This window comes from Paucibacter sp. PLA-PC-4, assembly GCF_026241155.1.
Lineage (GTDB): Bacteria > Pseudomonadota > Gammaproteobacteria > Burkholderiales > Burkholderiaceae_C > Roseateles_E.
Genome location: NZ_JAPFGP010000027.1, coordinates 14569 through 36514 on the forward strand (window position 1 = coordinate 14569; position 21946 = coordinate 36514).

Consider the following 21946-nt stretch of genomic DNA (forward strand, 5'->3'; position numbering starts at 1 on the left):
CTGCCATGAACCACTTCCAGCATCGCCTCGCCGATCCGAACGAAGCGGCCGTGCGACTGGTGCCCGCGCACAACAGTCGCGAAGGCCTGTGCGGCACGCTCAGCAAAGCCTTCCGGCCCGGACTGCTCAGCGCGGCCGCGGCCCTGGAACTGGCTCAGCTGGGCCAGTTCCAGAAGATTCCAGCCAAGACCTTGTTCATCCGGGCCGACGAACCGGCCAGCGCCTTGTGGCTGCTGGTCAATGGCACGGTCAGCGTCGGTTGCCACGACGAACAGCAGCAATGGCGGCAGACACGTACCATTCATGCCGGCCATTGGATAGATGCCGAGAGCGCCTGGCTAGGCGGCAACTATCTTGAAAGCGCGCGCGCCGAGACTGCTGTATCCGCCTACTGGCTGCCGGTGCGCGAGGTCGAGCAGGCCTTCGTGACGCGGCCGGAAATCGCTCGCAGCCTGCTGGCGGCGGTGGCCGAGCGGGTGCGCCGCGTCTCCGGCGATGCCCATGACCTGTTGGCCAAGAGTGTGCTGGCACGCTGCGCCGGCTGGCTGATCGACGAACTGCAGACCAGCGACCAGTCATCGGCGGTGGTGATGAACCAGCACAAGCGTGCCATCGCCTCGCAGCTGGGCACCTCACCCGAGACCTTCTCGCGCATGCTGCGCCAGCTCTGCGATATGAAGGTCATCGACATGGACCGCTACCGCATTCATGTCCGCGATGCACAGGCCTTGCAACGCCTGTCCAACGGCGCGCTGGCCCATGGCGCCAAGACCTGAGCTCGGCAAGCCTGGCGAGCGCTGGCAAGCCGCCCGCTTGCTCAGCGCACCGCATCGCCTTGGCTTCGCAGCCGCCGCGCTGCTGCTGGCTGGCAGCGCCTTGTGGTGGGCGCTGGCAATGCTGGCCCGGCTGCAGGGTCATGTCTTGCCCTGGAACTTGACGCCAGCCACGGCCCACGGCCTGCTGATGAGCCTGGGCTTCATGCCGCTGTTCTTTGCCGGTTTCCTGTTCACCGCCGGGCCGCGCTGGCTGGCCTGCACGCCGCTGCCCGCCGCTGCCCTGCTGTCGCCAGTGCTGGCTCAGCTGTGCGGCTGGCTGCTGTTCCTGCTGGCCATTCACGCCGGTCCCGATCCCGTACTGGGTCGGGTGCTGGGCAGCTTCGGCTTGGTGGCTGTCGCCTGGGGCTGGAGCGGCTTGCTGTGGCGTTTTGCGGGTCTGCTGCGCGCCAGCCGCGAAACCGATCGTCTGCACGCACAGATCGTCTGCGGCGCCGGCATCCTCGGCGCTGTGCTGCTGTGGGCCGCCGCGCTGGCCTTGGCGAGCGGCGAAGCGGGCCGGCTGCTGGCACTGAGTCGCGCCTCGCTCTGGGGCTTCAGCGGCCTGACCTTCATCACCGTGCTGCACCGCATGCTGCCCTTCTTCGGCAGCGCCGCCCTGCCGAAAGCCGAGGCCTGGCCGCTGCGCGGCTGGCTGCTGCTGTTCGGCTTGCAAAGCGGCTGGGCCCTGCTGGCGCCGCGCTCGAACGGCCTGCTGTGGCTGCATGCCGGCATCGAGGCCGCAGCCGGCCTGGCCGTGCTGGCGCTGGCGCTGCAGTGGGCGCGCCACCAGAGTCTGCGGCCGCGCCTGCTGACCATGCTGCATCTGGGGCTGGTCTGGCTGGGCCTGGCCCTGCTGCTGGACGGCCTGTCCGAGGGTCTCAGCGCTGGCGGCATGCAGTCGCTGGGCCTGGCGCCCTTGCATGCCTACACGATGGGCTTCCTCGGCTCGATCCTGCTGGCCATGGTCGGTCGCGTCAGCAGCGGCCACAGCGGCCGCCGTGTGGTCGCGGACGACACGCTGTGGCGCCTGTTCTGGCTGCTGCAACTGGCCGTGCTGCTGCGCCTTGCCGCTGCGCTGGTCGCCGCCGCCCGGGCAGCACCGCTGCTGAGTGCCGCCGCCCTGCTGTGGGGCGCCGTCTGCCTGGGCTGGACCTTGCGTTACGGCCGCTGGTGGGGCCTGCCGCGCGCCGACGGACGCCCGGACTGAATCCCTCTCCTACTGAAGCAAGGAACCCCGCTGCGATGAGCGCGACCACCATCCCCGAACTTGTCTGCCCCGCCGGCTCGCTGCGGGCGCTGAAGCTGGCCGTCGATGCCGGCGCCGACGCCGTCTACCTCGGCCTGCGCAACGCCACCAACGCGCGCAACTTCGCCGGACTGAACTTCGACGACCAGCAGTTACGCGAGGGCGTGGCCTATGCGCATCAGCGCGGCCGCCAGGTGCTGATGGCGCTGAACACCTATGCGCGCGCCGACGATGTCGCGACCTGGTACCGCGCCGTCGATGCCGCGGTCGAGCTGGGCGCCGACGCGCTGATCGTCGGCGATATCGCGGTGATGGCCTATGCCTGCAAGACCCATCCGCAGCTGCGCCTGCATCTGTCGGTGCAGGCCTCGGCCAGCAGCCACGAGGCGATCGACTTCTACCGCCGCCATTACGGCATCCAGCGCGCGGTGCTGCCGCGCGTGCTGACCCTGTCCCAGGTCGGCCAGGTGCTGCGCCACACCGCGGTGGACATCGAGGTGTTCGGCTTCGGCAGCCTGTGCGTGATGGTCGAGGGACGCTGCGCGCTGTCCTCGTATGTGACCGGCCAGTCGCCCAACAATGCCGGCGTCTGCTCGCCGCCTTCCCATGTGCGCTGGCAGGACGCGGCCGACGGCGTCGAGGCGCGGCTGGGCGGGCTGCTGATCGACCGCTACGGCCCGGATGAGCCGCGCGGCTACCCGACGCTGTGCAAGGGCCGCTTCGCGGTCAAGGGCCGGCGCGACTATGCCATCGAGGAGCCGACCAGCCTGAACACGCTGGCCCTGCTGCCCGAGCTGATGCGCCTTGGCGTGCGCGCCGTCAAGATCGAGGGCCGCCAGCGCAGCCCGGCCTATGTCGAGCAGGTGACGCGGGTCTGGCGCCAGGCCATCGACGCGGCGGCCGCGGCGCCGGACCGCTACCGCGTCGAGCCGGCCTGGACCGCCGCGCTGGGCCATCTGGCCGAGGGCCAACAACACACGCTGGGAGCCTACGACCGACCATGGCGATGACGATGACAAACCCTGACCCCCTCCGCACCCAGGACCGGATGGCGCTGAGCATCGGCCCGGTGCTGTACTACTGGCCGCGCGAGGCCTTGCTGCATTTCTATGCCGAGGTGGCCGAGTCGGCGGCCGACAGCGTCGTGCTCGGCGAGGTGGTCTGCGAGCGCCGCCACGAGATCAAGCTGGCCGACTGGCTGGCCTTGGGGCGAGACCTGCGCAGCGCCGGCAAGGAGGTGGTGCTGGCGACCCAGGCGCTGATCGCCTCCGAGGCCGATCTGCGCCTGCTGCGCCGCATCGCCGAGCAAGGCGATTTCCTGGTCGAGGCCGGCGACGCCTCGGCACTGAACATGCTCGACGGCCTCGGCGCCCGCTTCGTGCTGGGCCCGCACATCAATGTCTACAGCCGCGCAGCGCTGGACGAGTATCGGCGCCTGGGCGCCGTGCGCTGGGTCGCGCCGGTCGAGCTGGCGCTGGACGCGATCCAGGCCGTCAATGGCGGGCAGCAGGACCTGCCCTGCGAGGTGTTCGCCTACGGCCGCATGCCGCTGGCCTTCTCGGCGCGCTGCTTCACGGCCCGCCACCACCGGCTCAGCAAGGACCAGTGCGAGTTCCGCTGCCGCGACGACGGCGACGGCCTGCTGCTGTCGACCAGTGACGGCGCGCCCTTTCTGGTGCTGAACGGCATACAGACACAGTCGGCGGCGCAGCAATGCCTGCTCGGCGAGCGTGAGATCCTGCGGGCGGCCGGCGTGTCACGGCTGCGGCTGTCGCCGAGCTCGCAGCGCTTCGCTGAGGTGATCGCGGCCTTCGAGGCCGTGATGAATGGCGGCGAGCCGGCCGGCCCGGCGCTGCAAGGCCTGCAGGCTGGGGCGCTGCCCGGTGGCCTGGCCAACGGGTTCGCCCGTGGCCGGCCCGGCATGGACTGGAGCGTCAAACCATGATCAGCTTGCTGCTGTCCCCCGAGATGACGGGCCGCTTGAAGCCGGTGCTGAGCCGCTTGCCGATGCAGCCACCGACCCAGGCGCTGGCGCTGGCGCTGAACCGCTGGCTGTTGCCGCGGCTGCCCGCCGATGCACGCGCGACCTTGTCGCGCCGGGCCGTACGCATCGATGTCATCGACCTCGGCCTGTCGCTGCCTTTGCTGCTCGACGAGCGCGGCTTCCGACCCGCACCGACAGGCGCCGCAGTGGCGCTGCGCATTGCCGCCGCCGCCCCGAGCTACTGGCGGCTGCTGCGCGGCAGCGACGACGCCGACCGTCTGTTCTTCGAACGCGCGCTGGTGATGGAGGGCGACACCGAACTGGGCCTGGTGCTGAAGAACACGCTGGACGCGATCGGGCCGCTGTGGGCGTGAACCAGCCGGCCTGTTGCGCCAGATCAAACCGGCGCGGGTGACAGCTTTTTTTTAAAGGTGCACAATTTGCACACCTTATAGAAACCAGCCACCACGGAGCCCTGATGAGCCATCCCACACTGATCGACGTTCGCCACATCATCCCGCGCGAACGCCACCCGCTGATCTTCTCGACCTTCGCCCAGCTGCCGGCCGGCCAGGCGATGGAGCTGGTCAACGACCATGACCCGAAGCCGCTGTACTACCAGTTCCAGGCCGAGCTGCCCAACGGTTTCCGCTGGGACTATCTGGAGAGCGGCCCCGAGGTCTGGCGCGTCGCGATCACCAAGAACGCACCGACGCACAGCCCCTGCTGCGGCAGCTGCGGCGGCCAGGCCTGAGCCCACGGCTCCCCTCTTCTATCCGCAGGAACTTTCGATGAACACCAACCACAGGCTCTGGCGCTGGCTGGGCCTAATCTTCGTGCTGTCGTTCGGGGCGCTCGGCTACCTCGGCTGGCAGATCTATCTGACGGCGCCGCCGATTCCGAAAAGCGTCGTCAGCACCGAGGGCGATGTGCTGTTCACCGGCGCGCAGATCCAGCGCGGCCAGCAAGCCTGGCTGGCGGCCGGTGGCCAGCAGCTGGGCACCGTCTGGGGCCATGGCAGCTATGTGGCGCCCGACTGGTCGGCCGACTGGCTGCACCGCGAAGCCCTGGCCCTGCAGGCGATCCGCAGCCAGCAGCACCGCGCCGTCGCGACCCTGAGCGTGGCCGACCAGGGGGCGATCCAGGCGACGCTGCAGCAGGAGATGCGCCACAACAGCTATGACGCGGAGAGCGGCAAGCTCACCGTCTCGGTCGAGCGGGCCCAGGCCATCCGCGAGGTGGCGGCCCATTACGAGGCCTTGTTCGGCAGCGACGCCTCGCTCGACACCTTGCGCGAGCAGTATGCGATGACGGCCGGCGCCCTGCCCGAGGCCAGCGATCGCCAGGCGCTGACCGCCTTCTTCTTCTGGGCTTCCTGGGCCGCCGTGACCGACCGGCCCGGCGAGACCGGGCTTTCCTACACCAGCAACTGGCCGCACGAGCCGCTGGTCGGCAACACCTTGTCGACCTCGGCCGCGATCTGGTCCATGGTCAGCATCGTGCTGCTGCTGGCCGGCATCGCCGCGATGCTGTGGCTGCACGGCAGCAACAAGCATGAGCCCGAGGCCGAGCCGCCCAGCGCCGATCCGCTGCTGGGCGCGGTGGCAACACCCTCGATGAAGGCTACCCGCAAGTATTTCTTCGCGGTCGTCGGCCTGATGCTGCTGCAGATCGCGATGGGCGTCATCACCGCGCATTACGCGGTCGAGGGCCAGAGCTTCTTCGGCCTGCCCTTGGCCGAGCTGCTGCCCTATGTGGTCAGCCGCACCGTCCACACCCAGGTCGGCATCTTCTGGATCGCCACCGCCTGGCTGGCCACCGGCCTCTACATCGCGCCGCTGCTGTCGGGCCGCGAGCCGAAGTGGCAGAAGCTCGGCGTCGACCTGCTGTTCTGGGCGCTGATCTTCGTCGTCGTCGGCTCCACCGTCACCGGCTGGCTGGGCACCCTGCAGCACCGCGGCGTCGACTTCAGCTTCTGGCTCGGCAATCAGGGCCTGGAGTTCACCAGCATGGGCCGCGTCTGGCAGCTGCTGCTGTTCGCCGGCCTGCTGTTCTGGGTCGTGCTGCTCGGCCGCGCGCTGTGGCCGGCGCTGACCAAGCCGTCCGAGACCCGCGGCCTGATCGCGATGGTCTTCCTGTCGGCCACCTGCATCGGCGGCTTCTATGCCTCGTCGCTGACCTGGGGCCAGCACACCCATTACTCGATGGTCGAGTACTGGCGCTGGTGGCTGGTGCATCTGTGGGTGGAGGGCTTCTTCGAGGTCTTCGCCACCGCCGTGGTCGCACTGATCTTCACCAAGCTGGGCCTGGTGCGCTCGGCCAGCGCCAACCGCGCCATCATTGCCGAGACCATCGTGTTCCTGTTCGGCGGCATCCTCGGCACCCTGCACCATCTCTACTTCACCGGCACACCGACCTCGGTGATCGCCGTCGGCGCGGTGTTCTCGGCGCTGGAAGTCGTGCCGCTGACCCTGATCGGGCTGGAGGCGCTGCAGACCTGGCGCCGCGCCCAGTCCATGCCCTGGCTGGTCGCCTACAAGTGGCCGATCCTGTGCTTTGTCGCGGTCGGCTTCTGGAACACCGTCGGCGCCGGCGTGCTGGGCTTCGCGATCAACCCGCCCGCCTCGCTGTACTACGTGCAGGGGCTGAACATGACGGCGGCCCACGGCCATGCGGCGCTGTTCGGCGTCTACGGCATGCTGGGCATCGGCCTGATGCTGTTCTGCCTGCGCGGCCTCTATGCGCGCCATCTGCATGCCGACCACCTGCTCAAGCCGGCCTTCTGGGGCCTGAACCTCGGGCTGGCGATGATGGTCTTCCTGTCGCTGCTGCCGGCCGGCATCTACCAGGCCTGGGCCAGCGTCAGCCGCGGCCTGTGGTACGCCCGCTCGCCGGAGATCATCCACTCGCCGGTGATGGAGGCCCTGGTCTGGCTGCGTGTGCCCGGTGACATGCTGTTCGCGGCCGGCGCGCTTATGCTGGCGGCCTACGCCATGCGCTTGCTGCGCCGGCCGCCCCCCGAGCCGGTGCGCCGCGCGGCACCGAGCCTGAACTGACTGTCCGCCATGAAACTCACCAGCTTCACCGACTACGCCCTGCGCGTGCTGATCTTCCTGGCCGCCCGGCCGGGCCGGCGCGCCACCATTGCCGAGATCGCCGCCAGCTTCGCGATCTCGGAGAACCACCTGACCAAGGTCGTGCATTTTCTCGGCAAGAGCGGGTGGCTGGCGAATGTGCGCGGCAAGGGCGGCGGGCTGGAGCTGGGGCTGGCGCCGGAGCTGATCGTCGTCGGCGCCGTCGTGCGCCTGACCGAGGGCGCGGCCTTGCCCGCCGAGTGTTTCAGCGCCGAGGGCGGGCATTGCGCCATCACGCCGATCTGCAAGCTGCGCGACGTGATGGGCGAGGCGGTCGATGCCTTCTACAAGGTGCTGGACCGCTACACGCTGGCCGACCTGGTGCACAACCGCCAGGCCCTGGCGCGGATGCTGTTCATCGAGCCCGCTGCGCGCACCGCGCGTCCGTCGTCATGAACATGCCCTTCCCCTACAGCGGCCCGGAGGATCTGCGCCAGCCCCTCATCGACGCGCTGAGCCGCGTGGTCGATCCGGAGGTCGCGATGAGCATCGTCGATGTGGGCCTGATCTATGGCGTCGAGGTCGGCGCCGACAAGGTCCATGTGCGTCTGACAATGACCTCGGCGGCCTGCCCGGTGGCCGACGTCATCATCGACGAGGTCGAGGCCGCGCTGGACCGGGTGGTGCCGGCCGCGCTGGCGATCGAGGTCGAACTGGTCTGGGAGCCGCCATGGAGCACCGATCGCATGAGCGAACGGGCCAAGCGCTTCATGCGCTGGTGAGACCGCGCCGCGCGCTCCATCCTGCGGCATCCGCCCGGCTGGCGCGGCCGCTGCTGCTGGCCCTGGTGGCGTTGTCGCTGCTGGGCGGCGTGGCCGGGGGCCTGCTGCGCGCCGGCCTGCCGCTGAGCGATGCCCTCTGGCTGAGCCACGCCGGCCTCGAGCATGCGGCGCTGATGAGCGGCGGTTTCCTGGGGACCGTGATCGCGATCGAGCGGGCGGTGGCGCTGCGCCACCGCGCCGCCTTCATCGGGCCGTTCATGTCCGGCCTGGCCGGCCTGTGCTGGCTGCTGGGCTACGGCGCCGCCGCTGCGGGGCTGGCTGCGCTGGCGGCGCTGGCCTTCGTCGCGGTCAACCTCGTCGTCGTGCGGCGCCAACCGGCCGCGCACACCGCGCTGCTGCTGCTCGGCGCGCTGGCCTGGCTGGCCGGCAATGCCTTGTTTGCGGCCGGCATCGCGGCCGACGCCGTGCTGCGCTGCTGGTTCGCCTTCCTGGTGCTGACCATCGCGGCCGAGCGCCTGGAGATGACGCGGCTGATGCGCCGCCGGCCCGGCGTCGAGGCCTCGCTGTATCTGGTGCTCGCGGCCCTGCTGCTGGGCGCGGCGCTGTCAGCGCTGCTCTATGGCGCCGCCCTGGCGATGCTGGCCCTGTGGCTGCTGTTGTTCGACATGGCCCGCCGCACGGTCTTCGCCCAGGGCCTGAGCCGCTATATGGCGGTCTGCCTGCTCGGCGGCTATGGCTGGCTGGCGCTGGCCGGCCTGGCCTGGGCCGCGACGGCGCTGGGCTTTCATGCCGCCCGCGACACGGCCCTCCATGCGCTGGGACTGGGCTTTGTCGTCAGCATGATGATGGGCCATGCGCCGGTGATCCTGCCGGCCGTGGCCCGCATCAAGCTGCAATTCGGACCGGCCTTCTACCTGCCGCTGGCGCTTCTGCATCTGTCCCTGCTGCTGCGGCTGGGCGGTGGCTTCGTGAACGACTCGCTGCGCGCCTGGGGAGCCGGCCTGAATGCCGGCGCCCTCGCACTGTTTGCCCTGACCCTGATCGGCGCCGCGTTCGCGTGGCGCCGCCGCCATGGCGCCACCGGCGCCAGAAAGTTGCCATGATGGCTGCGTCATTCATCAAGATCGAGGAACCTCCACGCCCGGCGGCTGCACCGGCCTTCGCGCTCTGGCAGCTCGGCTTCCGCCCCTTCTACCTGCTGGCCAGCGGCTTCGCCGCGCTGTCGATCGCGCTGTGGGCGCTGCAGTTCGCCGGCCTGCTGGGATCGCAGGCCTATCTGCAGGGGCCGCTATGGCATGCGCACGAGATGCTGTTCGGTTTCACCCTGGCCGTGCTGGTGGGCTTTCTGTTCACCGCCGGCCGCAACTGGAGCAATCGCCCGACACCCACCGGTGCCGCGCTGGCCGCACTGGCGGGGCTGTGGCTGGCCGGCCGCGTGCTGGTGCTGACGCCCTGGGGCTGGGCGGCAGCCCTGGTCAATATCGCCTTCCCGCTGCTGGCCACGATCGCGCTGGCCCTGCCCTTCATCGCCGCCCGCAACCGCCGCAACTACTTCTTCATCGGCCTGCTGGCGCTGCTGACTCTGGCCCAGGCCGGCGTGCACCTGAGCCAGCTGGGCCTGCTGCAGCTGCCCGGCTGGGTCGGCATCCAGCTGGGGCTCGATGTCGTGCTCTTCATCATGGCGGTGATGGCCGGCCGCGTGATCCCGATGTTCACCAACAACGGCGTGCCCGGCGCCAATGCGACGCGCCGGCCCTGGCTGGAACAGGCCGCGCTGGGCAGCACGCTGGCGCTGCTGGCCGGCGATGGGCTGGGGCTGGGCGGCCTGCCTCTGGCCCTGCTGGCCGGCGTCTGCTCGGCCGCCCATCTGGCGCGCTGGCTGCTGTGGCAGCCGCTGAGGACGCTGCGCACGCCGCTGGTCTGGGTGCTGCACCTGGCCTATCTGTGGATCCCGCTGCACCTGCTGCTGCGCGGCCTGGGGGCGCTGGGACTGCTGGCCCCGACGCTGGCGACCCACGCGCTGACCCTGGGCGCGATCGGCGGGCTGGTCATCGGCATGATGACGCGCACCGCGCTGGGCCACACCGGCCGGCTGCTGCGGGCCAGCAGGGGTGATGTGGCCAGCTATGCGCTGGTGGCCGCCGCCGCCGTGGTGCGCGTCGGCTGGCCGCTGCTGGCGCCGGCGCAGACCGTCCACGCGGTGCTGCTGTCGGCCGCGCTGTGGTCGGCCGGCTTCGCGCTCTACGCGCTGCGCTACTGGCCGATCCTGACGCGCGCCCGCCTCGATGGCCGGCCGGGCTGAGAATCCGGCCCATGGACTATCTGACGATCAAGACCCTGCACCAGGGCGCCGTGCTGCTCTCGGTCAGCGGCTTCTTCGCGCGCGGCCTCGGGTCCTTGCTGGGCGCTGCCTGGGTCGGCAGCCGGCCGGCCAGGACCTTGCCCCATCTGGTCGACTCGGTGCTGCTGCTGTCGGCGCTCGCGCTGGCCTGGATGCTGCGGCTGTTGCCGCTCGAGGCGCCCTGGCTGCTGGCCAAGATACTCGGCCTGCTGCTCTATATCGCGCTGGGCATGCTGGCTCTGAAACCCGGCCGGCCACTGGCGCTGCGCGCGGCCGCCTGGCTCGCAGCGCTGGCAACCGTCGGCTGGATCGCCTCGGTGGCGATCAGCAAGAACCCGCTGGGCTGGTGGATCTACCTGGGATAGGCGCGTCACGCAGCGCCTGCACCTGCTCGACCAGCACCGGATAGATCTGTTCCGCCTGGGCGGTGTCGAAATCGGCGTGATAGCGCTTGGCGACGCCCGACGATGCCAGCAGCAGATGCCAGGTCGGCGCGACACTGCGCTCGGCCAGACACTGCTTGGCGCAGGCCAGCGCGCAGCCATCAATGGCAATGATGGGCCTGCCCTCGGCAGCCGCGTCGCGGGCACGACGCACCAAGCTGCGCACATTGCCGCCGACACCGGAAATGCAGGACATCTCGGCTTCGCCCTCGCGGTCCAGGCGCAGAGCCAGATAGTTGGCCAGCTGGGCCGCACTGGAGCAGCCCGAGCAGGAATACACCAGGGGCAGTGGGCGCCTGGCGGGGACGGGTGTGCTGCTTGTCATCCAAACCTTCCGCAGTTTTTGATATTGGCGCAGCGAATCCGCGATGCTGTCTTGATCCAGAGCAAACCCTCTGGACGCGACAGGCGCGACGCTTGCGCCCATGACAAGCGACACACCCTTCGAGCTGCTCCTGCGCGGCGCCACCCTCCAGGCCGAGCCCCAGCGACTGCTCTTCGTCTTCACGACGGCCGAACTGCCCGAGGACCCCAGTCCTGAGCAGCGTGAGCGTTTTGCCAGCGGCCAGGGCGGCACGCTCTCACCACGGGTCTGCGTGGACAAGTCGCCTGCAGAGCTCGGCAGCTTCGAGGCTTTGCGTGCCGAGTCCGCCAAGGCCGGGCCCCCCTGGCAGGTCGTCTTCATCGCCGCCCTGTCCGGCCAGGGCGGCAAGCCGGCGACCGAGGCCCGCATCGAGCAGGCGCTGCGCACCATGGTCGAGCGCATCCGCTGCGGCCAGCTTGAGGGGCTGCTGGCACTGGACGTCGAAGGCCGCCCGCTGAGTTTCGGCTGACCCCCGCCGTGGCGCCTGCGGCGCCAGGTCGAGTCGGGAGTTTGCGTCAGCGCAAATCCACATTTAGTGTTTGAAGGATAGGCTGCACACCATAGCTAGTGTTCAGAACCATCCATGTCAAACAACCATGCAAGCCTTCCCGCCCAGGTTCTCAAGCGCGATGGGCGCCACGCGGCCTTCGACGCCCAGAAGATCGCGCTGGCACTGCAACGCGCCGGCATTGCCAGCGGCGAGTACGGCGCCGACGAACAGGCCTTGTTGTGCGCCAGCGTGCTGAAGGTGCTGGCGCACCGCTTCCACGGTCAGGCACCCGGCGTCGAGCAGATCCAGGACATCGTCGAGCAGACCTTGATCGCGTCCAATCATCTGAAGACCGCGCGCGCCTACATCGTCTACCGCGAGCAGCATGCGCGGCTGCGTGAGGATCGCAAGACCCTGGTGGATGTCGAGCGCTCGATCAACGAGTACCTGAACCGCGACGACTGGCGCGTCAACGCCAATGCCAACCAGGGCTATTCGCTGGGCGGCCTGATCCTCAATGTGTCCGGCAAGATGACGGCCAACTACTGGCTCTCGCATGTCTATGCACCCGAGATCGGCCGGGCCCATCGAGACGGCGACCTGCACATCCACGATCTCGACATGCTCAGCGGCTACTGCGCCGGCTGGTCGCTTCGCACGCTCTTGCACGAAGGCCTGAACGGCGTGCCGGGCAAGGTCGAGGCCGGCCCTCCCAAACACATGAGCTCGGCGGTCGGCCAGATCGTCAATTTCCTCGGCACCTTGCAGAACGAGTGGGCCGGTGCGCAGGCCTTCTCTTCCTTCGATACCTATATGGCGCCCTTTGTGCGTGCCGATCGCATGAGCTACGCCGAGGTGCGCCAGTGCATCCAGGAGCTGGTCTACAACCTCAACGTGCCCTCGCGCTGGGGCACGCAGACGCCCTTCACCAACCTGACCTTCGACTGGAGCTGCCCAGCGGACCTGCGCGAGCAGGTGCCGGTGATTGCCGGCCGGGAGATGCCGTTTTCCTACGGCGATCTGCAGCTCGAGATGGACATGATCAACCACGCTTACATCGACGTAATGACGGCCGGCGATGCCAAAGGCCGGGTCTTCACCTTCCCGATTCCGACCTACAACATCACACCCGATTTCCCCTGGGAATCCGAGAACGCCGCCGCACTGTTCGAGATGACGGCCAAGTACGGTCTGCCCTACTTCCAGAACTTCGTGAACTCGGAGCTGGAGCCGAATATGGTGCGCTCGATGTGCTGCCGGCTGCAGCTGGACCTGCGCGAGCTGCTCAAGCGAGGCAACGGTCTGTTCGGCAGCGCCGAACAGACCGGCAGCATCGGTGTGGTCACGATCAATTGTGCGCGCCTGGGCCATCTGCACTGCGGCGACGAGGCCGGCCTGCTGGCTGCGCTGGACCGGCTTCTTGAGTTCGGCAGGCAGAGCCTGGAACTCAAGCGCGAGCTGATCCAGCGCCTGATGGACCAGGGCCTGTTTCCCTACAGCAAGCGCTATCTGGGCACCTTGCGCAACCATTTCTCGACCCTGGGCGTCAACGGCCTCAACGAGATGATCCGCAACTTCAGCGCCGACGACTACGACATCACCGACGCGCGCGGCCATGCGCTGGCGCTGCGCCTGCTCGACCATGTGCGCGCCCGCATCGTCGAGTTCCAGGAAGAAACCGGCCACCTCTACAACCTGGAGGCGACGCCGGCCGAGGGCACGACCTACCGCTTCGCCCGCGAGGACCGCAAACGCTGGCCAGAGATCCTGCAGGCCGGCAGCGCAGACCGTCCCTACTACACCAACTCCTCGCAGCTGCCGGTCGGCTTCACCGACGACCCCTTCGAGGCGCTGGAACGCCAGGAGGCGCTGCAGGCCAAGTACACCGGCGGCACCGTGCTGCATCTCTACATGGGTGAGCGCGTCTCGAGTGGCGCTGCGTGCCGCGAGCTGGTGCGGCGCGCGCTGAGCCGCTTCCGCCTGCCCTACATCACGGTCACGCCGACCTTCTCGATCTGCCCGAGCCATGGTTATCTGGCCGGAGAACACCCTTTCTGCCCCGCTTGCGATGAAGAGCGGCTCGAACAGAAGCGCCGCCGGGGCGCAGCCAACGATTCCATCCCCTGTTCAACCACCAAGGAGACTCTGCAATGATCCACCCTGTCCCGATGACCGAAACAGCCATCGCGCTGCGCGACGATGAGCGTCAACCCTGCGAAGTCTGGACGCGCGTGATGGGCTACCACCGGCCGGTCTCGAGTTTCAACACCGGCAAGCAGGGCGAGCACCAGGAGCGCCGCTTCTTCGCCGAGCCCGGTCTGCGCCGGGCCGCGTGAGCCTCCACCTGAGCACAGCCGCCGCCACCTTGCGGGTCGGCGGCCTGACGCCGCTGACCACGATCGACTTTCCGGGCCGGCTCGCGGCGGTGGTGTTTCTGCAGGGCTGCCCCTGGCGCTGCAGCTATTGCCACAACCCGGGTCTGCTGCCTGCCGATGCGCCGACGGCGCAATCATGGGAGACCGTGATGGCCTTTCTGCAGCGCCGCCGCGGCCTGCTCGACGGCGTGGTGTTCTCAGGCGGCGAACCAACCCTGCAGGCCGCCCTGCCTGCGGCCATCGCCGAGGTTCGTGCGCTCGGCTTCGCGGTCGGCCTGCACAGCGCCGGCGCCTACCCTGGGCGGCTGGCCGCCGTGCTGCCGCTGATCGACTGGCTGGGCCTCGACATCAAGGCGCCGCTGGACAAGATCGATGCGATCAGCGGCGTGCCCGGCAGCGGCGCCAAGGTCCAGGCGGCGCTACAACTGGTCCTCAGCAGCGGCGTGGCCTATGAGTGCCGCACCACTTGGCACCCGAGTTTGTACCCTCTGCACGAGCTGCTGCAACTGGCCCGCAAGCTGGAAGCGCTCGGCGTTCGCCATTGGGCAGTGCAGCGCGCGAGCATCAATGGAGTGCCCGCCACGTCGCTGACATCCGAGGAGGTCTGCGACATCACCACATTGTTCGAGAGCTTCTGTCAGCGTTAGACCGGCTCCTGGTTTGACGTGCCGCTGCAAGGCCTCAATCGTCAACGATTGCTGTCGATCAAAGTCAACCGCAATGTGGCGATTCAGCGTGTCCGGTGTGCTCAAACGAGGCAATCCGTCCGGATAATAACAATTCTTATTACGCCAAGGCCACAGACCAGCCACCGCCAGTTTTCACGCACGGGCCCAGGCGTTTCCTTCATCTTTGCCAGGGTCTGTACGTGTTGGAACTCTACTACCGTGAACGGTTGAAGCTCGGCTGGATGGCCGAACCGGGGAACTGAAGATGCGCAGCACCCGCACCCCAATCACACTGGACACGCTGGATCTGCATCGGCCCATGCGCGTGGTCAGCTTAAGTACGCCGGCAGGCGCACCGGAGTGGCCCGTAAGACTGGAAGAGATTGGCTTCTGGCCCGGCGAGCTGGTGAGCGTGTTGGCGCGCGGCTTGCCCGGCAACGACCCACTGGTGGTGCGCGTGGGCGATTCCACTTTCGCGCTGCGATGTGAGGAGGCTGCCTGCGTGACGGTTGAAACCGTCAACCCAAGCGCCAAGGAAGGCAAGAACCATGCATGAAGCCACCGTTCACCTGTACGCTGCGGGTCGGCTGCTGGCGCTGGTGGGCAACCCCAACTGCGGTAAGACAGCGCTGTTCAACCGCCTCACGGGAAGCCATCAGAAGGTAGCGAACTACGCCGGCGTCACCGTGGAGCGCAAGGAGGGCCGCCTGACAAGTGCCGCTGGGCGCGCGCTGCGACTCCTGGACTTGCCGGGCGTCTACAGCCTCAATCCGCGCTCGCCCGATGAGACTGTCACCGTGGGGGTGTTGCGCGGCCAGGCTGTTGCCGAGAAGCGGCCCGACCTGGTGATCTGTGTGGTCGATGCCACCAACCTTCGTCGCAACTTGCGTCTGGTGCTGGCCGTCAAACGCATGGGCCTGCCCTGCGTGGTGGCGCTCAACATGGCTGATCTGGCTGAGCAGCAGGGGCTGCGGATTGACACTGACGCGCTGGCGCTCGAACTGGGCGTACCCGTGGTTCGAACGGTCGCTGTCCATGGCGAAGGGGCTGAAGGCTTGCGCGCCCTGCTGGATCAGCCCTCGGTCTGGCAAACAGTCTCGCTCGATGCTCAGCCTGCAAGCAGCGCGCCTCTGGAACACGATGCCAGGGGCGATCACGAAGCAGTGCGAGGCGTCTTGCAACGGCTCGGTCTTGCCAGCGCGGTGCCCAATACCACCAGTGACCGGATGGATCGGGTCCTGCTTCACCCGGTGATGGGGCCGGTCATCCTGGCCTCCCTGCTCTTCTTGGTGTTTCAGGCGGTGTTTGCTTGGGCCGAGCTACCGATGGGCTGGATCGAAGCCGCAACGGCCTGGGCTGGTGAGCAAGTGTCGACCTTGCTGCCAGAGACATGGCTGCGCAGCCTGCTGGTGGGCGGGGTGATTTCGGGCGCTGGCGGCGTGATGGTGTTCCTGCCGCAAATCATCATCCTGTTCTTCTTCATCCTGGTGCTGGAAGAATCAGGCTATCTGCCGCGCGCGGCTTTCTTGCTCGACCGGCTGATGGGCAGTGTGGGGCTGTCTGGCCGCTCGTTCATTCCCCTGCTCTCGAGCTTTGCCTGTGCTATCCCGGGCATCATGGCTGCTCGTACCGTCGCCAACCCCAGGGATAGACTGGTGACGATCCTGATCGCGCCACTGATGACCTGCTCGGCGCGGCTGCCGGTGTATGCGCTACTGATCGGTGCCTTTGTGCCGCAACGCGAGGTGCTGGGTGGCCTGGAACTGCAAGGGCTGGTGCTGTTTGCGCTCTACCTTGCCGGCATCATGGTCGCTCTGGCCGTGGCCTGGGTGCTCAAGCGCCTGACGGCGGGTGGACAGACGCGTACCCTGATGATGGAGTTGCCGCGCTACCACTGGCCCACCGCGCGCAATGTGCTCATTGGCCTGTGGCAAAGGGTGAAGATCTTCCTGCGCCGCGTCGGCGGGATCATCCTTTGGCTCTCGGTCTTGCTGTGGTTGCTTGCCAGTTTTCCGGCGCCACCGGCGGGGGCCACAGGCCCTGCCATTGAATACAGCTTGGCCGGCACGCTGGGGCGGGCACTGGCGGTGGTGTTCGAGCCTATCGGTTTCAATTGGCAGATCAGCATCTCGCTGGTGCCAGGGTTTGCAGCGCGCGAGGTGGCTGTCAGCGCCCTGGGCACCGTCTATGCACTGTCTGCGGTCAGCGATGACACGGCCGGCGCGCTCACGCCGCTGATCGCGCAAGGTTGGAGCCTGGCCACCGCCTTCTCCCTGCTGGCCTGGTATGTGTTTGCACCGATGTGCCTGGCCACATTGGCCACCATCCGGCGAGAGGCCGGCGCACGCTGGGCATGGATGGCGGCCGGCTATCTGTTCACGCTCGCATACGCAGCCTCTTTCATGACATATCGGGTCACGTTGTGGGCGATGGGCTGAAATCAGTTCTGGGGATGCAAGCTGACTCACCCGCCTGCGCTCTGAACACTCAGGCAACGGTCGGTGCTGGCCCCTGGATCGGGATCCAAACGCGGAATAGCGTGCCAACGCCGAGTGATGATTCCACTTCGATACGTCCACCGTGCTTCTGGACAATGGAGAACGACAGTGACAGGCCCAGTCCCGTACCCATGCCTACTGGCTTGGTGGTGAAGAAGGGTTCGAAGATGCGGCGCTGAACATCCTCGCTCATGCCCGCACCGGTATCGCGAACCTCGACGCTCACCCATTCTCCCTGAGTCGATGTGCTCAATGTGATTTCGCCCCGTTCCGGGATGGCGTGCGCGGCGTTGATGATCAGGTTCATGAACACCTGATTGAGTTGGGCTGCGATGCAGCGCACGGCGGGGATTCTCCCGTAAACCTTCTTGACATCAGCTTTGTACCTGACCTCGTTCATCACGACATTGAGTGTCGAATCGAGCCCCGCGTTCAGGTCTGCTTCCTGCCATTCAGCCTGGTCAACGCTAGAGAAGTCCTTGAGGTCTTGGACTATCTTCTTGACCCAAAGCAAGCCGTCTTCGCTTTCGTCCAGAAGTTGAGGCAGATCGCCATCTGGCGCCAGGACTACAACGAGGTGCGGCCGCATAGCAGCCTGAGACGGATACCGCCGGCGGCGTTTGCTCAGCGCCACCGGACTAAGAACCAGCCGCCACCGGCTTCAAGCAACGAGATCAAGTAATCTTCAACCCGGACTTCCGCCTGGTTGGTACGGCGGGAGGGGGCAGGTCAGATCTATCGCCGAGCAGACGTGCTCATGAGAATCGAGGTCCTCGGTGCCAATGCCTGCACGACGAGCACCTGGACAGCCTACCTCAGCGATCCCGCTTCGCCTCACTATCGCGAGTTGAGCGCCGAGCTGTTGAGCCATGCCGAGGCCCAGTTTGCAGCGGCAGTACGCTGAGTCCTTCAGTCTCGGACCTTCTGATTTTCAGCGGCGCCGGGCCGCCAGCGTTCGTCTGCGACGTACCCCGCGCTCCTGATCGGCGCGATCAGCGCCTTTGGGTCAGTTGACCGGCATTCCATGTCAAGGCGCAGACCGTGAATTGCTGGCCGGCCACCTCGACCTGGAGGAGAATGCGCAGCAACCGCCGCGTTGGGGCGGTTGCTGGCTTTGTATCAGCCAAGCCTAAAAGAACGGAGCCTTTCATGGCGATCGCACTGCGCTCCGGCCGCAGGCTCAAACACGGCCTAGTGCTGACGTGTTGTGCCTTGATGGCCGCCATGTGGGGTGCCGGCGCCTTTCTCATCCAAGCAGACCATGAGCGTACCGAACTCGAAGGCCTGCAAAGGGCCAGTGGAGCCGCCAAAGCCTACGATGCCTTCGTAGACCGGCACCTGTCCCAGATTGATCTAATACTCACGCTCCTTGCGGAGCAGCAGTCGCTGCAAGAACTGCAGCGCGACCTTGAGCGCTTGTCAAAGAAAGCCAACTTTCAGGAAGCCGGGATTCGCAGCCTCTATCTCACCGATGCCCTTGGCGCGGTGATTGCAAGCAGCGCCAAGCCAGCCAAGGGGGAGCGAGGGGGTACGGCGGCCGATCGCGGCTACTTCCAGGTCCATCAAAGCAATTCGATGACTGGACTGTATGTCGGTGCTCCCTCGGTCGGGAGATACAGCGGGCAGTGGCGAGTGCATATCAGCCGCGCCCGTCTCGATGCAAATGGCGCGTTTACCGGTGTCGTCGTGGCCGCAGTAGATCCTTCGGACTTCACCACCTACTACTCGGAGGCACAGTTGGGCAAGCAGGGCATCGTAGCCCTTACCGGTAGTGACGGCGTGGTGCGCGTCTCGCGCAAAGGCAAGGAGTTCACGTTCGGAGACACGGTGCAGGGATCAGCCCTGGCGCAGGCCGTTGCAGCACGCGATGAGGGAGTCTTCGCTACCGACAGCACCTTCGATGGGGTGCCCCGGCTGGTCGCGTTCAAGGGCAACCGGTTCAGCGGCCTGTTTGTCACCGTCGCCCTGGCGCAAGAAGAAGTGCTGGCGCCCTTCTACGAGCGACGCAAAGCGGTACTGCTCGCATTCGCTATCGCCTCTGCGCTCTTGCTCGCAGCGTTTGCTCCGGTTCTCTTGACTGCACGTCAACTGGACCGCAGCAGGCGTGAGGCCGCCCTATCAAGCGAACTCTTCACCGCCGCCTCGGATGCCCAGCTCGATGCCTTCCTGATCTTCGAAGCCGTCCGTGATCCACAGGGCGAGCTCATTGACTTCGTCTGCAAGCACGCCAACCATCGTGCCTGCCGATGGCTGCGCCGAGCGGGTCTCGACCTGCTGGGCCGGCCACTGTCCGTCGTGCTTGGTGCAGAGCGGGCAAGCCCATGGTTCACCGAGTTCTGCCAGATCGTCGCGACACGAAAAGCCCAGGTGGCCGAACTCGATCTGGGCACCGATCACGACGGCCGCATCCGCGTGACCCGGCATATGGTGCCAGTGGGCGACGGCGTCGCGGTGAACCTGCGCGACATCACGACCACCCACAGGCGAGAAGCGGAACTGGCGGCCAGCAATCAAGCCGTCGTACGCAGTGAGAAGCTGCTGCGTGGTTTGAGCAACGCCGTTCCTATTTTGCTCGTTCACTTCGACACACAGTTGCGCGTCACCTTTGCCAACGGCACCTGTGAACGCTGGTTCGGGCAGGCCTGGGCGCAGGCGGAAGGAAAGCACATCCGTGAGCTCTGGGGCGAGAGCCTCTACACAAGTCGTCTGGACTACCTGGATCGAGCCTTGCATGGCGAAGCACTCGAGTTCGTGTCCGAGCGGGAGACAGTTGTCGGAACCAAGGCGTTTCAGAATTCGTATGTGCCGGATCTGAATGAGGACGGCTCCGTGGCGGGCGTCTATGCGGTAAGCGCCGACATCACCGAACTCAAGAAATCTGAAGAGATGTTGGGCACGTTGGCGCGTACCGACAGCCTGACCGGACTGCACAACCGGCGCTACTTCACCGAGCAGTTGCCACTGGTTCTGTCGCGTGCCAGGCGAAACGAGAGGGGTGTTGGTCTTCTGTTCATCGACGTCGACCGCTTCAAGGCGGTCAATGACACGCAAGGTCACGCTGCAGGTGACGCCGTCTTGCAGGAGGTGTCCAACCGGCTGCGGGCCTGTGTCCGCAAACATGACACGGTTGCCCGCTTTGCTGGCGACGAGTTCGTGGTCCTTCTGGAGGATCTTGAGTCCGAGGCAACGGCCATCCTTGTCGCCAGGAAGATCAGCAGCTCCATGGAGCGGCGCATTGCGGTTGATGCCACGACCGAACTCGACGTCACCTTAAGTATCGGCGTCGCCTACGACTCCGGGGAAGACACGACAGCGGACGCGTTGCTGGCACGCGCGGACAGCGCGTTGTATGTCGTGAAGAGCCAAGGACGCAACGGATACTCAATCTCGGCCTCCGGGCCAACGGCGTAGGCAGCGAGGGTGCAGCTGAGACCGAACCGAGTGGCATTCTTCATGTGAGGCCTGCAGTCAAGCTCGCTCAGCTGATGGTCGTCGAAGGCGCTCCGCTCTGGTCCGACGATCCCGGGCCATTTCGAGACTCGGCAAGTTGTCAGAGAGGTTCCTGAAACGGCGACAAAAAGGGCCAGCGCCATAGGCGCCGGCCCTGAGCCGAATCGGCTTAGTTCAGCCTGACCTTAGAAGCAGCAGGCCAACATCTCCAGGCAGCATGCCGCGAGATCACCGCAGCAGCTGTTCGCCGCAAGAGCGGCGGCAGAGATGGAAAGCAAGCCGACAGCGGCAGAGATTTTCAGGAGCTTCGATTTCATGATTTGGATTCCTTTATGAATGAGTAGTGGTGATTAACGTCAACCACGCACCTAATCAGGGGGAGGCCAAATTTCGGCGAATGGCGCCGGTGGCAGGAGCTCTTCCGCACCGGGGCGCTCACGCGAATCCGCGAAAACGACAGAGTGCTCTCGGGGTGCAGGGGCCGCCGGCAACACGGCACAGACCTGACAGCTCACACTTGCGCAGGCCGCCATCCCCTCGCATCCATGTGTGCAGCAATCGCTATAGCCCGCAGAGGCTGCCATCGTGGACTGAACCACGAACAAGCAACCGAGGAGCAAAGCGGCGATGGCGAGAAACTTGCGCACACCATGACTGTGCAGAGCCATGCTTGGCCTGATGGAGAAGGGATCAGAGGCAGTACAGCGCTGGACACTTTTCGGAGCACTGTGTAAGTTCAGCGCACCCAGCACAGGTGTTCCTCCGCGAATTGAAGTCCGTCACCGAGAGAACAATTTGGGGGTCAATTTGTGGGTAGGAGCGACTTTCACCCACGGAACCCCGATAAATATTAGCTCTTCGGCGGACGCCCTCTCCGCCAGAAGTATTTTAAAATCAACAACTTAGCGTATTTTTCAGATTCTGACCCACATAAAAACCCACAATAAGTCGTGGACTGGGTCAGCAGCTAGGTAGGTTGATGATGTGTGTCAGGCGAGAAGCCGGGTGCGCCAGCAGAAGAGTCGAGAACGCCTCGCTCGTCGATGGCACACCAAACGTGCAGCGCGATCAGCCCCCCTCCCCGATCGAAGAGCTTGTCCAGCGCAGGCGACAGCAATAAGCCGTTGTCCACCGACCACCGCCCCTGCGCGCCAGTGCATTCCGACCTAGGCACGATGTGTGAAGCGAACAGGACCTCTGACAGGCTGCAATCCGTCGCCGAGCATCCCTTCCAACGCTCTTCCAGTTGAGCGCGGAACCGTCCCTGCCCGATTCGAGCTTTCACCAACGCGTCGCGTTCGGATTCGAATAGGTCCAAGCTGGCGAGCAGCACATTAAGTGCGAGGTGTTCGCTTTCCCATGGTGCGCCAGTGCACAAACTGAACAGAAAGTGAATTGCCACTGCACAGGCACTGA

The 21946-nt window shown here is 66.4% G+C and carries 24 protein-coding genes and 1 pseudogene; 21 read left to right on the top strand and 4 right to left on the bottom strand.

Going from position 1 to position 21946, the window contains the following annotated elements:
* The first annotated feature begins 5 nt into the window (after nucleotides 1–5).
* The 12 genes from OOZ63_RS26640 to OOZ63_RS26695 all read left to right on the top strand — a co-directional run bounded on the left by OOZ63_RS26640 (nucleotide 6) and on the right by OOZ63_RS26695 (nucleotide 10607).
* Nucleotides 6–776: a Crp/Fnr family transcriptional regulator gene (locus OOZ63_RS26640; RefSeq protein ID WP_266008706.1), complete on the top strand. Its 771-nt coding sequence runs from the start codon at nucleotides 6–8 to the stop codon at nucleotides 774–776.
* Nucleotides 760–2022, top strand: a complete 1263-nt coding sequence (locus OOZ63_RS26645) for an NnrS family protein (protein WP_266008707.1) — start codon at nucleotides 760–762, stop codon at nucleotides 2020–2022. Before OOZ63_RS26640 ends, OOZ63_RS26645 begins: the two co-directional genes overlap by 17 nt.
* 35 nt (nucleotides 2023–2057) lie before the next feature.
* Nucleotides 2058–3071, top strand: coding sequence for a ubiquinone anaerobic biosynthesis protein UbiU (ubiU, locus tag OOZ63_RS26650; protein WP_266008708.1), 1014 nt, complete (start codon nucleotides 2058–2060; stop codon nucleotides 3069–3071).
* A 2-nt stretch (nucleotides 3072–3073) separates the two neighbouring features.
* Nucleotides 3074–4006, top strand: coding sequence for a U32 family peptidase (locus OOZ63_RS26655; protein WP_266008709.1), 933 nt, complete (start codon nucleotides 3074–3076; stop codon nucleotides 4004–4006).
* The gene (ubiT, locus tag OOZ63_RS26660; protein ID WP_266008710.1) at nucleotides 4003–4419 is read left to right on the top strand and encodes a ubiquinone anaerobic biosynthesis accessory factor UbiT; all 417 of its coding nucleotides are present in this window, start codon (nucleotides 4003–4005) and stop codon (nucleotides 4417–4419) included. Before OOZ63_RS26655 ends, ubiT begins: the two co-directional genes overlap by 4 nt.
* A 104-nt stretch (nucleotides 4420–4523) precedes the next feature.
* Nucleotides 4524–4799 (top strand): DUF2249 domain-containing protein, encoded by a 276-nt coding sequence (locus tag OOZ63_RS26665; protein WP_262973486.1) that lies wholly within the window; start codon nucleotides 4524–4526, stop codon nucleotides 4797–4799.
* 37 nt (nucleotides 4800–4836) lie between these two features.
* Nucleotides 4837–7101 (top strand): nitric-oxide reductase large subunit, encoded by a 2265-nt coding sequence (locus tag OOZ63_RS26670; RefSeq protein ID WP_266008711.1) that lies wholly within the window; start codon nucleotides 4837–4839, stop codon nucleotides 7099–7101.
* A 9-nt stretch (nucleotides 7102–7110) separates the two neighbouring features.
* Nucleotides 7111–7575: an Rrf2 family transcriptional regulator gene (locus OOZ63_RS26675; protein ID WP_266008712.1), complete on the top strand. Its 465-nt coding sequence runs from the start codon at nucleotides 7111–7113 to the stop codon at nucleotides 7573–7575.
* The gene (locus OOZ63_RS26680) at nucleotides 7572–7901 is read left to right on the top strand and encodes a metal-sulfur cluster assembly factor (protein ID WP_266008713.1); all 330 of its coding nucleotides are present in this window, start codon (nucleotides 7572–7574) and stop codon (nucleotides 7899–7901) included. Before OOZ63_RS26675 ends, OOZ63_RS26680 begins: the two co-directional genes overlap by 4 nt.
* Complete coding sequence (locus OOZ63_RS26685; protein WP_266008715.1) at nucleotides 7898–9004, top strand: hypothetical protein; 1107 nt, start codon at nucleotides 7898–7900, stop codon at nucleotides 9002–9004. Before OOZ63_RS26680 ends, OOZ63_RS26685 begins: the two co-directional genes overlap by 4 nt.
* Complete coding sequence (locus OOZ63_RS26690; protein ID WP_266008745.1) at nucleotides 9004–10203, top strand: NnrS family protein; 1200 nt, start codon at nucleotides 9004–9006, stop codon at nucleotides 10201–10203. The genes OOZ63_RS26685 and OOZ63_RS26690 overlap by 1 nt, the downstream gene beginning before the upstream one ends.
* A gap of 11 nt (nucleotides 10204–10214) precedes the next feature.
* On the top strand, nucleotides 10215–10607 hold the full coding sequence (locus OOZ63_RS26695; RefSeq protein WP_266008716.1) for a SirB2 family protein: 393 nt from the start codon (nucleotides 10215–10217) through the stop codon (nucleotides 10605–10607).
* Here OOZ63_RS26695 and OOZ63_RS26700 read toward each other — a convergent pair.
* Complete coding sequence (locus tag OOZ63_RS26700) at nucleotides 10567–11010, bottom strand: putative zinc-binding protein (RefSeq protein WP_266008717.1); 444 nt, start codon at nucleotides 11008–11010, stop codon at nucleotides 10567–10569. The two genes, OOZ63_RS26695 and OOZ63_RS26700, sit on opposite strands and share 41 nt — an antisense overlap.
* 100 nt (nucleotides 11011–11110) lie before the next feature.
* Between OOZ63_RS26700 and OOZ63_RS26705 the strand changes: the two genes are divergently transcribed.
* The 6 genes from OOZ63_RS26705 to feoB all read left to right on the top strand — a co-directional run bounded on the left by OOZ63_RS26705 (nucleotide 11111) and on the right by feoB (nucleotide 17020).
* Entirely contained in the window at nucleotides 11111–11518 is a 408-nt protein-coding gene (locus tag OOZ63_RS26705; protein WP_266008719.1) for a ribonucleotide reductase subunit alpha, read from the top strand.
* Between the two features lie 114 nt (nucleotides 11519–11632).
* On the top strand, nucleotides 11633–13693 hold the full coding sequence (locus OOZ63_RS26710; RefSeq protein WP_266008721.1) for a ribonucleoside triphosphate reductase: 2061 nt from the start codon (nucleotides 11633–11635) through the stop codon (nucleotides 13691–13693).
* Nucleotides 13690–13875: an anaerobic ribonucleoside-triphosphate reductase gene (gene nrdD, locus OOZ63_RS26715; protein WP_266008722.1), complete on the top strand. Its 186-nt coding sequence runs from the start codon at nucleotides 13690–13692 to the stop codon at nucleotides 13873–13875. The genes OOZ63_RS26710 and nrdD overlap by 4 nt, the downstream gene beginning before the upstream one ends.
* Nucleotides 13872–14561: an anaerobic ribonucleoside-triphosphate reductase activating protein gene (locus OOZ63_RS26720; RefSeq protein WP_266008723.1), complete on the top strand. Its 690-nt coding sequence runs from the start codon at nucleotides 13872–13874 to the stop codon at nucleotides 14559–14561. Before nrdD ends, OOZ63_RS26720 begins: the two co-directional genes overlap by 4 nt.
* 286 nt (nucleotides 14562–14847) lie before the next feature.
* The gene (locus tag OOZ63_RS26725) at nucleotides 14848–15138 is read left to right on the top strand and encodes a FeoA family protein (RefSeq protein WP_266008724.1); all 291 of its coding nucleotides are present in this window, start codon (nucleotides 14848–14850) and stop codon (nucleotides 15136–15138) included.
* Nucleotides 15131–17020 carry a ferrous iron transporter B gene (feoB, locus tag OOZ63_RS26730; protein WP_266008725.1) on the top strand — a complete coding sequence of 630 codons (1890 nt, stop codon included), beginning with the start codon at nucleotides 15131–15133 and terminating at the stop codon, nucleotides 17018–17020. The genes OOZ63_RS26725 and feoB overlap by 8 nt, the downstream gene beginning before the upstream one ends.
* A 49-nt stretch (nucleotides 17021–17069) precedes the next feature.
* On the opposite strand, the gene OOZ63_RS26735 is transcribed toward feoB, so the two are convergent.
* Nucleotides 17070–17669 carry a sensor histidine kinase gene (locus OOZ63_RS26735; protein ID WP_323055794.1) on the bottom strand — a complete coding sequence of 200 codons (600 nt, stop codon included), beginning with the start codon at nucleotides 17667–17669 and terminating at the stop codon, nucleotides 17070–17072.
* On the opposite strand from OOZ63_RS26735, the pseudogene OOZ63_RS26740 reads away from it, so the two are divergent.
* The 3 genes and pseudogenes from OOZ63_RS26740 to OOZ63_RS26750 form a co-directional block, all read left to right on the top strand.
* Nucleotides 17628–17762, top strand: a pseudogene (locus tag OOZ63_RS26740) (integrase core domain-containing protein); the annotation flags it as partial. The gene OOZ63_RS26735 and the pseudogene OOZ63_RS26740 sit on opposite strands and share 42 nt — an antisense overlap.
* A gap of 75 nt (nucleotides 17763–17837) precedes the next feature.
* Nucleotides 17838–17984, top strand: coding sequence for a hypothetical protein (locus OOZ63_RS26745; RefSeq protein ID WP_266008726.1), 147 nt, complete (start codon nucleotides 17838–17840; stop codon nucleotides 17982–17984).
* Between the two features lie 245 nt (nucleotides 17985–18229).
* Nucleotides 18230–20491 (top strand): diguanylate cyclase, encoded by a 2262-nt coding sequence (locus tag OOZ63_RS26750; protein ID WP_266008728.1) that lies wholly within the window; start codon nucleotides 18230–18232, stop codon nucleotides 20489–20491.
* A gap of 224 nt (nucleotides 20492–20715) precedes the next feature.
* Here OOZ63_RS26750 and OOZ63_RS26755 read toward each other — a convergent pair whose 3' ends face one another.
* Nucleotides 20716–20847, bottom strand: coding sequence for a hypothetical protein (locus OOZ63_RS26755; RefSeq protein ID WP_262972482.1), 132 nt, complete (start codon nucleotides 20845–20847; stop codon nucleotides 20716–20718).
* A 650-nt stretch (nucleotides 20848–21497) separates the two neighbouring features.
* Complete coding sequence (locus OOZ63_RS29325) at nucleotides 21498–21932, bottom strand: HNH endonuclease (RefSeq protein WP_416234789.1); 435 nt, start codon at nucleotides 21930–21932, stop codon at nucleotides 21498–21500.
* Nucleotides 21933–21946: the final 14 nt, after the last annotated feature.

What these genes read in the sequence shown, in the direction of transcription:
- OOZ63_RS26640 (WP_266008706.1), top strand. Translation starts at nt 6, where the DNA reads ATGAACCACTTCCAGCATCGCCTCGCCGATCCGAACGAAGCGGCCGTG.
- OOZ63_RS26645 (WP_266008707.1), top strand. Translation starts at nt 760, where the DNA reads ATGGCGCCAAGACCTGAGCTCGGCAAGCCTGGCGAGCGCTGGCAAGCC.
- ubiU (WP_266008708.1), top strand. Translation starts at nt 2,058, where the DNA reads ATGAGCGCGACCACCATCCCCGAACTTGTCTGCCCCGCCGGCTCGCTG.
- OOZ63_RS26655 (WP_266008709.1), top strand. Translation starts at nt 3,074, where the DNA reads ATGACAAACCCTGACCCCCTCCGCACCCAGGACCGGATGGCGCTGAGC.
- ubiT (WP_266008710.1), top strand. Translation starts at nt 4,003, where the DNA reads ATGATCAGCTTGCTGCTGTCCCCCGAGATGACGGGCCGCTTGAAGCCG.
- OOZ63_RS26665 (WP_262973486.1), top strand. Translation starts at nt 4,524, where the DNA reads ATGAGCCATCCCACACTGATCGACGTTCGCCACATCATCCCGCGCGAA.
- OOZ63_RS26670 (WP_266008711.1), top strand. Translation starts at nt 4,837, where the DNA reads ATGAACACCAACCACAGGCTCTGGCGCTGGCTGGGCCTAATCTTCGTG.
- OOZ63_RS26675 (WP_266008712.1), top strand. Translation starts at nt 7,111, where the DNA reads ATGAAACTCACCAGCTTCACCGACTACGCCCTGCGCGTGCTGATCTTC.
- OOZ63_RS26680 (WP_266008713.1), top strand. Translation starts at nt 7,572, where the DNA reads ATGAACATGCCCTTCCCCTACAGCGGCCCGGAGGATCTGCGCCAGCCC.
- OOZ63_RS26690 (WP_266008745.1), top strand. Translation starts at nt 9,004, where the DNA reads ATGGCTGCGTCATTCATCAAGATCGAGGAACCTCCACGCCCGGCGGCT.
- OOZ63_RS26695 (WP_266008716.1), top strand. Translation starts at nt 10,215, where the DNA reads ATGGACTATCTGACGATCAAGACCCTGCACCAGGGCGCCGTGCTGCTC.
- OOZ63_RS26700 (WP_266008717.1), bottom strand. Translation starts at nt 11,010, where the DNA reads ATGACAAGCAGCACACCCGTCCCCGCCAGGCGCCCACTGCCCCTGGTG.
- OOZ63_RS26705 (WP_266008719.1), top strand. Translation starts at nt 11,111, where the DNA reads ATGACAAGCGACACACCCTTCGAGCTGCTCCTGCGCGGCGCCACCCTC.
- OOZ63_RS26710 (WP_266008721.1), top strand. Translation starts at nt 11,633, where the DNA reads ATGTCAAACAACCATGCAAGCCTTCCCGCCCAGGTTCTCAAGCGCGAT.
- nrdD (WP_266008722.1), top strand. Translation starts at nt 13,690, where the DNA reads ATGATCCACCCTGTCCCGATGACCGAAACAGCCATCGCGCTGCGCGAC.
- OOZ63_RS26725 (WP_266008724.1), top strand. Translation starts at nt 14,848, where the DNA reads ATGCGCAGCACCCGCACCCCAATCACACTGGACACGCTGGATCTGCAT.
- feoB (WP_266008725.1), top strand. Translation starts at nt 15,131, where the DNA reads ATGCATGAAGCCACCGTTCACCTGTACGCTGCGGGTCGGCTGCTGGCG.
- OOZ63_RS26735 (WP_323055794.1), bottom strand. Translation starts at nt 17,669, where the DNA reads ATGCGGCCGCACCTCGTTGTAGTCCTGGCGCCAGATGGCGATCTGCCT.
- OOZ63_RS26745 (WP_266008726.1), top strand. Translation starts at nt 17,838, where the DNA reads ATGAGAATCGAGGTCCTCGGTGCCAATGCCTGCACGACGAGCACCTGG.
- OOZ63_RS26750 (WP_266008728.1), top strand. Translation starts at nt 18,230, where the DNA reads ATGGCGATCGCACTGCGCTCCGGCCGCAGGCTCAAACACGGCCTAGTG.
- OOZ63_RS26755 (WP_262972482.1), bottom strand. Translation starts at nt 20,847, where the DNA reads ATGAAATCGAAGCTCCTGAAAATCTCTGCCGCTGTCGGCTTGCTTTCC.